Origin of the sequence: Westiellopsis prolifica IICB1 (genome assembly GCF_004323185.1) — a bacterium.
Lineage (GTDB): Bacteria > Cyanobacteriota > Cyanobacteriia > Cyanobacteriales > Nostocaceae > Pelatocladus > Pelatocladus prolificus_A.
Genome location: NZ_NAPS01000001.1, coordinates 1 through 11,337 on the forward strand (window position 1 = coordinate 1; position 11,337 = coordinate 11,337).

Genomic DNA, 11,337 nt, shown 5'->3' on the forward strand with positions numbered 1-11,337 from the left:
TCCCCGATCCCCGATCCCCGATCCCTAATCCCCCTGCACATCTCTATCTCTGACTTTCGTTTCCTCTGCGTGTAAAAAGAGATTACCGAGATCAAATAAGAGTTCCATAGTCCCTCGGTAGCCTATTTTGGTAAATTGACCATTACCTAAGCGATCAAAAATGGGCATACCTTGGCGATAGAGGGGAATTCCTAAACGTTTGGCGATCGCCTGAGTATGGGAATTACCAATTAACAAGTCAGAACCAACAGCTAAGTTTTCAAAGTCTTCAAAATCACCGATGGTGACGCTGTCAATCGCAAGTTTTTCTAAAAGTGGCGATCGCGTTGTGGTGACAGCAGCTTGAATTTCCGCACCCATTGATTGCAGAAAATATACTGTTGACCATAGCAAATCTGGTTCCAACGCGAGAGATACCTTTTTTCTACCAAAGTAAAAATGAGTATCCAACATCGCATCTTGCAATTGGCGACGTTGACGGCGATATTTCTCTGGAACTGCTGTTCCACTCAAATTCGCCAAAAACTGCATAAATCTGTCTACCGCTTCTAATCCAGTCAGTTCGGTAAACACTTCGTAAGGTGTGCCAAACTTTTGTTCTAAAATTTTGGCTGCACTCCGCATACTTTCACCTAGTGCTAGAGTATAAACGGAACTACCAATTTTATGTAATTGTACTAAAGTTGTGCCACCCCCGGTAATCGGACTGTAGGAATCATCCAAGTGACCATCCAAAGAAGCTGAAAGGTCAGGAACTACAATTGGCATTAACCCAAAAGTACTGACAATTTCCTTGATTTGTTGCACATCCCCTGGAGTGAAAGCGGAACTCATCAAAATTGTCACCTGTTGCGCTTTTGGTTCTCCCGCTTGGGGAACTTCTTTGACAATACTTTCTACTGCTGCTGCAAATCCATCTTGCAGTGCGCCTTTAAAATCCGGTGAAGAGACAAGTACAATTGGCAATTCATCCAATTCCGGGTGACGTTTGCGGAAATCCTTGAGAATCCCGTCCATGTCATCGCCTCTAGTTTCCGTTAGTCCAGTTGTACACAAACCAATAATTTCTGGCTGAGACTTCTGCACTAAAGTCAAAATTGCTTGTTCCACATTCTCCTCACCACCCAAGATCGTGCTGACTTCCGTCATTGCTGTAGTGGAAAGGGGTATAGCTTCTCGGAAATGGCGCACCAATATCACTTTGGCAAAAGCAGTACAACCTTGGGAACCGTGGAGTAAAGGTATCATCCCTTTCAAACCCAAAAAGGCTAGAGCTGCACCTAAAGTTTGGCTTTGCTTGAGGGGATTAACTATAACTGGCTTTTTAGGAGTGACAACCTTGGCCATTTAGTAGTCCTCCTCTTCAAAAGATACAGAGATAGGTAGGCGTGTTGAGGATGAAAATTTTCCTGTGTCTCCCTGTCCCCGTGTTTCTGAGTCGTCTTCCCAAGGTGCTGGTTTACGGACTTGTTCCCACACAGGACTGTAGAGGGCTTCATCTAATTCCCTAGCCATTTCTACCATGCCGCTGTAACCTGCGTAGGCGTGGTGACGTTCTTGGTTGATATCGAGGAAAGGAATCCGGGCTTTGAGGGCAGTGTATTGGTTACGACCACCTGCAATCAGCATCTCTGCGTTAGTTTCGTTGATCACCCGCAGAATTTCCTGGGGATTGCCTTTTTCTAGAGTAATGCCGTCTTTGCCAAGTAATTGCTTGATGCGGGCTTTATCTTCCTCGGTACTTTTTTTGGTACTGGTAGCAACGACTTCCATTCCTAAGTCTTTAGCTGCGGAGATAATTGACCAGCTTTTCACGCCTCCGGTATAAAGAACAACTCGTTTTCCTTTGAGGCGATCGCGATAGGGAGCGAGTTTGACATTGAGGGCGGCGGTTTCTTCGGCAATTAATTTTTCTGTGTGTGCTTGTAAATCAGGATCGCCCAACTTCACTGCGATATTCCGTAAACATCGATTGATGTCTTCAACACCGTAGAAAGATTCTTCGATGTAGGGAATACCGTAACGTTCCTCCATTTTCCGCCCCATGTTGATCAGAGCTTTGGAGCAAATCATCACGTTGAGTTTGGCACGGTGGGCGCAACAAACTTCTTTGTAGCGGGCATCACCAGTAATTTTTGCTAAAACACGAATACCTAATTTTTTAAATAAAGGTAATACATTCCACATTTCACCAGCGATGTTATATTCACCGATGAGGTTAATGTCGTAGGGTGTGGTGTATTCTGGTTCTTCAGTACCAACGACGTATTCTAGTAAAGCTTCTCCACCGATGCGGTTGCCAAGATTTTTACTACCAACAAATCCAGGTGAATTTACGGGAATGACCGGAATGCCAATTTTATTGGTAGCGGCTTTGCAGACTGCATCCATGTCTTCGCCAATCAGAGCAGTAACACAAGTGGAGTAAACAAAAACTGCTTCGGGATTGTAGCGTTTATGAATGTCGAGGATGGCTTTATAAAGCTTTTTTTCACCACCGAAGATGACATCATTCTCACTCAAATCGGTGGTGAAGCCGAATTTGTAAAGTTGAGGGCCAGAAGAGAAGCTACCACGACTACCCCAGGAATTACCAGCGCAGGCGATCGGTCCGTGAACTAAATGAGCAGCATCAGTAATGGGTACTAGGGCAATCATTGCACCATCAAAGGCACAACCCCCTTGAGCGGCTCCCGGTTGAGCTTGTTGCGTGCAAGATTTATTTTTCTTTTCCCCGTTTTTGTGATGATTATGTTCGCATCCTGGCTCAGAGAGCAGCTCGTTGATTTTGCCTTGGGTGATTATCATCTGTTTCCTCGCGCTGGATGAATTTTGTTCGTTGTTAGTCCATAGTCAATAGTCCATAGTCAATAGTAATAACTATTAAATTTGATTGTTACTCTTAACCCTTGACCCTTGACTATTGACTTTTGACCAATAACTAATTAGTAATGGATAATGAGTATTAATAATGAGTAATTTGTAACGACTAGCAAATATATTTCGAGACATCTTCTCCACATTCATCGCTGAGGTAAGATAATGCCCGAAAACGCAATCCTACAAAATTATCATATAAAGGATTGAGTTTGCATAGCGCGGGAACGTGGAAAATACGCCCAAATACGTGAATATCTCGCTGAAAAGGACAACAGCAAGGAATAATTCGGCAAATTAAATGAGCGAGACGATAATTTTTGATTTGGATGCCATCTACTAATCGACGTAATGGGTATAGAATATCAAAACCGCCAGATTTTTGATTATTAGGCGGATGGTAATTAGGGTGAGAATGAGTGTGATTGATCGATTCCATAATTCTATTTTGAGGAAAAAGTAAAAAGGAAAAAGTAAAAAGTTAAAAGAATGATCTTTAAAGTTTTTACTTTTAACTTTTTACTTCATTGGCACGCCGCGAGTTGATGAGATTCTTAACGAATCAAGTCAAAGGAAATATCGGTTACACCGGTGATGTTGGTGTTGCGATCCATTTCATCGAGAATGGTGTTGACAACCCAGTTGAGGAGGTTGATACCACCTTGATAACCGATGGTTGAATAGCGGTGTAAGTGGTGGCGATCGAAAATTGGATAACCAATCCGTACCATTGGGATCTTAGTGTCACGCCACAGGTACTTACCGTAGGAATTACCAACAAAGAAGTCTACAGGCTCAGTGAACAGCAAGCTACCAATGCGTTCTCTATCAGGTAATATAGTCTAAGACTTTTATGGTACGCTGTATGGACGTTTGGGCTTACGCAAGGGTTTCGACGGATGAGCAGAATGAGGACGAAGGTGCTTTAATAAAACAAATGCGTCGGTTGCGTAGTGCTGGAGCCACACAAATATATTACGATGTTGAAAGTCGTACAAGTGATAAGCGTAAAGGGCTTCTGAAGTTGATTGAGGATATCAACGCATCTACACCAGGCAAAGTGTCCAAGCTGCTATTTATTCGGATTGATCGTTTAACATCCTCATCAATGACTTTTTATCGTTTGATGGATGCGTTGAAAAACAAAGGTATACAACCATGTGCATTAGATGAGCCATTTGATATGTCGAGTATTGGTGGCGAGTTGACAATTGACGTTCGATTGGCAGCAAGTAAATACGAAGTGAAGATGCTGGGGATGCGAGTCAAAAAAGAGCGAGATACGCGCAAAGCTAATAAAAAACCCCATTGGAATGCACCTTTGGGGTATGTGGTTGAGAATGACAAGTACAAACGAGATGATCGTCCATGTGTTTGTTTGATAGCAGGGAAGAGGGAGTTAACGCGATCGCAATTAATGCGATTTGTCTTTGATACTTTTTTCGCAGTCGGTACGGTGTCCCAAACAGCGAGAGTACTGCATGATACTTTGGGTATTCAAGCAAATGCTGTGCCAAAAAGTGCTGATGCTAGGATTAACCTTCTGGAGCCAGAAGAGGAAATTGTCCTAGAAAATATCAACAAATCTCGTAGTGGTGCATTAAATCTGCGTTATCCCCACACTGGCTTAAAGTGGTCAGTTTCTGGCTTGCGATCTATTCTTGTAAATCCTGTCTATGCAGGGGGAACACTGTACAACACTTTAGTTCGTTCCAAAGGACACAGGAAACCCTTCGATGAATGGGAAGTTGCGTGGGGAACTCACGAGGATGAAGCGATTATCACTCGCGAGGAACACGAACGCATCAAATCAATGATTAGGGACAACCGTAAAAACCGATGGGCAAGTGAGCAAAAATATACCAATCCCTTTGCAAACTTAGTCAAGTGCGTCTATTGTGGTGCTGCTTACAGTCGCCAATGTAAGAAATTGGTTAAGAAAAAGAATTTTGTCAGACATCATTACCAATGTAGTTTTTATCGTACTGGGGCTTGTAGTAACGGAAAAATGATTTCTTCTGACGAACTAGAAGCACAAGTGATTAATCATTTAGTTCGTGAGGCTGAACGTTTAGCTGGGTTAGTAGAGAAAGAGGTGGAAAAAACAACAGAATCACCAGAAGTAAAAACACTTCGAGCATCTTTAAATACTCTCGAAGCGCTACCATCAAATCCAGCAATTGAGAAAGCTAAAGAAGATATTAGGATGCAGATTGCTGATGCGATCGCGACGACAAACAATACGTCCAAACAATATTTAATTGCCAAAGAACGGATTGTTGTCGCATTTTCAAACCATAGGTATTGGCAAGGGCTAGAACCACAGGATCAACAAGCTCTACTTCAAGGGTGCGTGAAGAAAATCATGGTAGATGGCAACACAGTCACTGCGGTCGAATTGCTACATTTGCATTAAGCAGCCCTAGATTTGCGGCGTTTAGGTTTGTTCTCCTTTGGCTGTTGCACCTGCAAGGCTTGTTGTAGCTGTGCCTCACGTTTCTCAAACTCCATTATAGTTCGAGCAACTAATTCTGCTAAGGTTTCACGTTTCATAATTGATTGTTATCGCTTCTTTGACAATAGCTGCAAGGTAAAAAACTTCTGTTAGCTGCGAGCTTTTTGCGTTGGCTATCTGGTAAGTCTTTCACAAATCTGATTGTGATTTTCTGCCTTAGCTTCATCTGTCGCAGGAATTCAATAACAGATTTTGAGAAGAAATTTTGATGCGGTTTCCTCCCCATATCTAGAAAACAGAGGGTTTTGTCACTAGTAGTCTATCGCATTGATTTTGCCTGACTACAAAGGAAAAATGCCTGTATCTCATCCCTGGTTAATGTTGGGCTGCAAGTCAATTTCTTCTTCGTCAGGAGTGAGCAAGTCAATTAGTAAAGTTGCGAGTCCCTTGTCACAAAACTTCACTTTCTCATCCAATTTCCAGCTTCATGCTAATTCTTATTATTAAGCCTACTTTCTCTTACTTCTATCTTAGTTACCATGTACTACTCAAGCGACTTTTTGTTGATGTATGACAGTTAGGGTGCGGAATGTGGGTCTCTTTGTACTCCAAGTTGAAGTGCGGAATGTAGGATTGATAGAAGTCGGGTGCAGACAGCAATTGTCAATCCAAAATCCAAAATCCAAAATCCAAAATCTAAAATGGTATTAACAGGGGTAGGGCTACGTACCAAGTTTGATATAAAAAATTTCTACACTGATGCTCTGCATCGAGTGTAGCCTTCTCAAATAATCTGGTTTATTTGAAAACGAGCAATAGCGACGTTTTCATAGCCGTGGGAGCGTCAATTATCGGTCTACTGATCCCATGATGATGTCAATACTACCTAATATTACGACTATATCGGCAACCTTAACACCACGTAGAAGTTTAGGTAAAATCTGCAAGTTGTTAAAATCCGCTGCACGGATTTTCCATCGCCAGGGGAAAACGTTATCATCACCAATTAGATAAATTCCCAGTTCACCTTTACCACTTTCTATACGGCTGTAAATTTCTCCTTTAGGAATCTTGAAAGTGGGTGCAACTTTCTTACTGATATATTGGTAATCGAAGGCATCCCACTCGGATTTTTTACCTGCTAACATGCGTTTAGCTTCTAGATTCTCATAAGGACCACCAGGAAGTTGTTTAAGGGCTTGGCGAATAATCTTGACTGATTCACGCATTTCCCTAATCCGAACCATATAACGGGCAAAACAATCACCACTACTATCCCATTGCACTTCCCAATCGAAGTCGTCATAGCATTCGTAGTGATCGACTTTGCGTAAATCCCATTTTACACCGGAAGCACGCAACATAGGACCAGAAAGTCCCCAGTTGAGAGCTTCTTCCCGCGTAATGGTACCAACACCCTCAACGCGACGACGGAAAATGGGATTATCGGTAATCAAGCGCTCGTACTCATCTATCTTGGGTGTCATATAATTGCAGAAATCTTCGCACTTGTCCACCCATCCGTAAGGCAAATCAACTGCTACACCGCCAATGCGAAAGTAGTTATTGTTGACCATCCGATAACCTGTAGCAGCTTCCCACAGATCGTAAATAAGTTCCCGTTCTCGGAAAATATAGAAGAAAGGAGTTCCAGCGCCAGTGTCAAGTAGGAACGGACCTAACCACAACAAATGGTTAGCAATCCGGTTCAATTCCAACATAATGACACGGATATAACTAGCGCGTTTGGGGACGGGAATACCAGCTAATTTCTCTGGAGCGTTAACTGTAACTGCTTCGTTAAACATTCCCGCTGCATAATCCCATCGACTGACATATGGGACATACTGAATATTAGTGCGGTTTTCGGCGATTTTTTCCATTCCTCGATGCAAATAGCCTATAACTGGCTCGCAATCGATGACATCTTCGCCATCTAGGGTGACAATTATCCTAAAACACCCATGCGTAGAGGGATGGTGAGGACCCATGTTGATGATCATGGGGTCTGTTCTTGTTTCAATCCTTCCTGTATAGGCCATAGCTAAACAAAATATCTTTTTGCAAGTATCTGAATTGTAACTTATATTAAAGGGCTATGAATGCTTAACAAACAGTATTTATAGAATTGTAAATCATAGGGCGTTGTTGCATGAATAGGGAAAATGAGGAGTTATACTCATTGCCTGTTCTTTTTCTAGTGCCAACCCATCAGTTAGAGGTTAATCCCTGTTTTGTCACTTTCAGAAGAGAAGTGGTGGGTTGCTTACACACTGATTAAGAACGAATTGGTTTTCGTGTGAAGCCTGACAAACAACCTTTTCTTTGAGTTAAATTCAAACGCGATCACGCAAATACATAATCAAATTCAAATGTGTTCAAATCTCTAGGTTTGGGATAATTAAACAATTGGTGTATACATTGTAGCCAGCCTTCTTGTACTAGTTAATTCCTCCTCCAAATCGCTGACTAAAGAAGCAACTACCGCCTTTATAGAACCTGTATTTTCAAAAACTTGCCGTTGGCGGATATAACTCGCTCCTTGATCCAATTTTTTTTCCAGTTGGAGTAAATATGAGCTTTCTCTGAGAGTATCAGCAGTTTCTCCTAGTGCATTCAAGATATCCTTAACTATATTTCTCATAGGTCTGCTGTTGCCTTGTTCATCTTCGATGTAGTTGGCATCTAAACCCCAGCGAGATGCTCGAAAGTAGTTTTCTCTCTCAATCAGCCAAGGAAGGGGTTTTAATAGAAATCCTGTTTGTTTTCCTTGATAGTGGTAATGTAGATCCACAACTAAAGAATGGACAAAAGCAGCGAGCATCATAGACTCTTTTACCGTCAGGGCAAACGCACCTTAAAGTGGCATAGACATGATTGACAATTGAATGTATATATGGATAGAAGAGATCAGTACTTGTGACAGGTTACTCGCGAACCGCTAGAGCGTCGAGCCAGTAATATATATTGACAAAAATATAATTATGTAATTGCGGTCAAAACGCCCATTTGTGGCTAAATTTTTAGGTCTGGTTAAGAGCGATCGCATTCAAACTGAGCACCCAAAAGTTCGATCTACGATGCAATGGGTTGCCAGAAAGATATTGTTAACAAGATTGTTGAAAAAGGTGGAGACTACGTTATTTCTTTAAAAAAGAAAAGAATCAAAACTCTTTGTATCAAAAGGTAGAAGAGCTATTTAAACAAGCAATTACAAACAAATATGAGGGATTTTCTTCTAGCACTATTCGTGTTTCAGAACCGGCTCATGGTCGTAATGAAACAAGGTATTGCGTAGTGTTGAGCAATGTTAAAGAACTCATAGCTCCGGAGGGAAAATGGAACAGTTTATGCTCTGTAGGCCTTTCCAAAAAATAAAATGTCCAGCCCTGCGTTTGCCCTGAGCCTCAAACAGAGGAACCAGACAGGCTCAAAGGATGCAATCTCGCCTCTGCGGTAGGCGATCGCGGACGATATCCACTCCTTACCATGCCAGTAGGAGAAGTTAGCCAAGTGGTATCAGACGAACTGTATCGAGTCAAATGGTCAGATGGGCGTGACAACCTCTACGAACTTGGGGAGCTATCCGCGCTGATCGCTGATACAGAAAAATTTTGATTTTTGATTAATGTAAAAATATCGCTTCAGGAGAGAAAAAATGTCTAGGCAAGAATCTAGGGAAGAATTTTTAAAGCGTCTGAGAAAGCTAGCGATTGAGTTTTATGACCTTCACCATCCAAATTCAATCGACGCAACATTACCCGAATTGTCCACAAACACCACCTCAACAAACGACCTGAATACCTGCCGTAAATCGCCATCATCAAGCGAATCCCAGAAAATTGCCTGAGAGTATGACCAGGCTAGTTTGAGTCTGTCAGCGTCGATTCTAGAGGCAGATTTTAGGCGTATTTCCTCAGCTTCAATCTGTCCTTGGATGTCTCGCACAGCCGCAATAATGGCAGGATTATTTGAGTTGAGCGCTTCCAAGCCTGCCAACTGTTGTTTAAGGTCGATGAGTGTTTTTGACTCTTCAGGGCTGCGATCGCTCACATTGGATTGCTCAGTAATTTCTTTTGACTTTTGGGTGATTCGTTCTATCACCTGTTTAGTTAAGACGGTCAACCTCGCGCTGGCTTTGTTTGGGCAAAAATGAACGTTCTGGACATGCTTATTGCATTTTATGTAGTGCGTTTCCCCAGATTTGAATTTGGAGATAACGCGGTACATTCCGCCGCCGCAGAGGCTACACCGCAATAAACCTTTCAACGGGTAATCCTTCTCTCTGCTTCCTGACAGTCGTGGTTTGGTTTTGGCGTCGCGCCTTATTTTGCTGATTTCGGCTTCTGTTGCGATGCGCTCGTGAGTATTGCGGGTAATTTGTGGTGGTCGTGGGTTGCGAGGGTTACGGCGATATTCCATCTCCGTGAAGTATCGAGTGTGTCCTAAAATTGCCGGATTTTTCACCCAATGCCGCAGCCCGGACAGCGAAAATTCAATGCCATATTCCTCAAAAAGTAGCTTCGACACCGCCCCATAGCTGTACCCGTCCAGCAGCAAATCGATTATTTTCCTAGCTATGGGGAAGTTGGTTTCATGCGGTTCCAGCTTGCGATCGCTGTTGAGCTTGTACCCAAAACAAGCCTTTTGCAACTTGCCTTGTGAGCGAAAATAATTCATTCCGTGTCGGGTGCGTTCCGATAATAACCTGCTTTCAAAGTCCGCTAATGCTGCCATCTGGCTTGCAGAAAAACGCCCAAACGACGAACTAACATCAATGGGTGCATCCAGAATCCGCAGTATGATTCCACAGTCATTAAACAGTTGAATAGTCCTGATTACGTCGATATCACTGCGCCCTAATCTGTCAATACGAGTGATAATGACTTCTCTGACCTTCCCCTCTTTAACCAACTTCAAAAGTTTATTGAATTCCTTTCTTTTGGAACTCCGCCCAGACTCCACATCCACTAACACCACTTCAGCGCCAGCGTCCTCCAGTCGCTTTACTTGCTGTTTCAAAGCATCATATTCTAAAGATTGTTCCACTGTGCTAACGCGGGCATAACCGAAAATCATCTCACTTGACCCCTAAAAATAATGGGCAGGCTTAAAACCAATTGATTAATCTGTTGGACTTTGCGACTCTCCAAAGAAGCCTGCCCATTATTTTTCACGTGTTGGTCTCTCATAGCGAACGCATTCAACCACAACCGTTAATCATACCTCGCCGTCGCGGTCTGGTGACGGTACTGTTAACGAACTGGTTAATGGTCTGGCAGCTAAGTTAGTTCTGATCCACTGCTATCGTTCCATGAACTACATCTGCCGTGCTTTGGAAGAAGCTTACGGTATGCCTTGGATGGAGTTTAACTTCTTTGGTCCTACCAAGATTGCTGCATCTCTGCGTGAGATTGCTGCTAAATTTGACTCTAAGATCCAAGAAAACGCAGAGAAGGTGATCGCTAAGTATACCCCAATCATGAATGCGGTAGTCGAGAAGTACCGCCCCCGCCTCGAAGGTAACACTGTTATGCTTTATGTTGGCGGTCTGCGTCCTCGTCACGTTGTACCTGCTTTTGAAGACGTGGGTATCAAAGTTATTGGTACTGGGTACGAGTTTGCTCACAACGATGACTACAAGCGCACCACTCACTACATCGATAACGCCACAATTATTTACGACGACGTTACCGCCTACGAATTCGAGGAATTTGTGAAGGCTAAGAAACCTGACCTGATTGCTTCTGGTATTAAAGAGAAGTATGTATTCCAGAAGATGGGCTTACCTTTCCGCCAAATGCACTCTTGGGATTACTCCGGTCCTTATCACGGTTACGACGGCTTCGCCATCTTTGCTCGCGACATGGACATCGCACTCAATAGCCCAACTTGGGGATTAGTTAATACTCCTTGGAACAAGAAAGAAGCTAAGGCAAAAGTTGCCTAAAAAAAAGTCTGAACTGAGGACTAGGGATTAGGGAGTGGGGATTAGGAATTAGGTT

9 protein-coding genes and 1 pseudogene are annotated in these 11,337 nt (G+C 42.9%); 2 read left to right on the top strand and 8 right to left on the bottom strand.

Translation table 11 applies throughout. The features are described 5' to 3' along the window. Positions 1–24: 24 nt before the first annotated feature. From nifN to B4U84_RS00020, 4 genes are all read right to left on the bottom strand, one after another. Positions 25–1,347, bottom strand: a complete 1,323-nt coding sequence (nifN, locus tag B4U84_RS00005) for a nitrogenase iron-molybdenum cofactor biosynthesis protein NifN (RefSeq protein WP_131114829.1) — start codon at positions 1,345–1,347, stop codon at positions 25–27. Next, a complete protein-coding gene (nifE, locus tag B4U84_RS00010) occupies positions 1,348–2,808 on the bottom strand; it encodes a nitrogenase iron-molybdenum cofactor biosynthesis protein NifE (RefSeq protein ID WP_131114832.1) in 1,461 nt (486 codons plus the stop codon). A 181-nt stretch (positions 2,809–2,989) separates the two neighbouring features. Further along, positions 2,990–3,316 carry a Mo-dependent nitrogenase C-terminal domain-containing protein gene (locus tag B4U84_RS00015; protein WP_017312641.1) on the bottom strand — a complete coding sequence of 109 codons (327 nt, stop codon included), beginning with the start codon at positions 3,314–3,316 and terminating at the stop codon, positions 2,990–2,992. A 115-nt stretch (positions 3,317–3,431) separates the two neighbouring features. Next, complete coding sequence (locus B4U84_RS00020; RefSeq protein ID WP_269208981.1) at positions 3,432–3,716, bottom strand: nitrogenase component 1; 285 nt, start codon at positions 3,714–3,716, stop codon at positions 3,432–3,434. 26 nt (positions 3,717–3,742) lie between these two features. Between B4U84_RS00020 and xisF (B4U84_RS00025) the strand changes: the two genes are divergently transcribed. Further along, entirely contained in the window at positions 3,743–5,293 is a 1,551-nt protein-coding gene (xisF, locus tag B4U84_RS00025) for a fdxN element excision recombinase XisF (protein WP_017312639.1), read from the top strand. Here the strand turns inward: xisF (B4U84_RS00025) and B4U84_RS30195 are convergent. The 4 genes from B4U84_RS30195 to xisF (B4U84_RS00040) form a co-directional block, all read right to left on the bottom strand. Continuing rightward, on the bottom strand, positions 5,290–5,430 hold the full coding sequence (locus tag B4U84_RS30195; RefSeq protein ID WP_017312638.1) for a hypothetical protein: 141 nt from the start codon (positions 5,428–5,430) through the stop codon (positions 5,290–5,292). The genes xisF (B4U84_RS00025) and B4U84_RS30195 overlap by 4 nt on opposite strands. A 750-nt stretch (positions 5,431–6,180) precedes the next feature. Continuing rightward, positions 6,181–7,374 carry an NAD(P)H-quinone oxidoreductase subunit H gene (locus B4U84_RS00030; protein WP_131114834.1) on the bottom strand — a complete coding sequence of 398 codons (1,194 nt, stop codon included), beginning with the start codon at positions 7,372–7,374 and terminating at the stop codon, positions 6,181–6,183. 359 nt (positions 7,375–7,733) lie between these two features. Then, a complete protein-coding gene (locus B4U84_RS00035) occupies positions 7,734–8,177 on the bottom strand; it encodes a glutamate-cysteine ligase family protein (RefSeq protein WP_476426299.1) in 444 nt (147 codons plus the stop codon). Positions 8,178–9,061: 884 nt separating this feature from the next. Further along, positions 9,062–10,411, bottom strand: a complete 1,350-nt coding sequence (gene xisF, locus B4U84_RS00040) for a fdxN element excision recombinase XisF (RefSeq protein WP_131114836.1) — start codon at positions 10,409–10,411, stop codon at positions 9,062–9,064. Positions 10,412–10,571: 160 nt separating this feature from the next. Between xisF (B4U84_RS00040) and B4U84_RS00045 the strand changes: the two are divergent. Further along, positions 10,572–11,282, top strand: a pseudogene (locus B4U84_RS00045) (nitrogenase component 1); the annotation flags it as partial. Between the last annotated feature and the right edge of the window lie 55 nt (positions 11,283–11,337).

Coding starts and splice junctions, on each gene's coding strand:
- xisF (WP_017312639.1), top strand. CDS start 3,743: ATGGACGTTTGGGCTTACGCAAGGGTTTCGACGGATGAGCAGAATGAG.
- B4U84_RS00030 (WP_131114834.1), bottom strand. CDS start 7,374: ATGGCCTATACAGGAAGGATTGAAACAAGAACAGACCCCATGATCATC.
- B4U84_RS30195 (WP_017312638.1), bottom strand. CDS start 5,430: ATGAAACGTGAAACCTTAGCAGAATTAGTTGCTCGAACTATAATGGAG.
- B4U84_RS00015 (WP_017312641.1), bottom strand. CDS start 3,316: ATGGAATCGATCAATCACACTCATTCTCACCCTAATTACCATCCGCCT.
- xisF (WP_131114836.1), bottom strand. CDS start 10,411: ATGATTTTCGGTTATGCCCGCGTTAGCACAGTGGAACAATCTTTAGAA.
- nifE (WP_131114832.1), bottom strand. CDS start 2,808: ATGATAATCACCCAAGGCAAAATCAACGAGCTGCTCTCTGAGCCAGGA.
- nifN (WP_131114829.1), bottom strand. CDS start 1,347: ATGGCCAAGGTTGTCACTCCTAAAAAGCCAGTTATAGTTAATCCCCTC.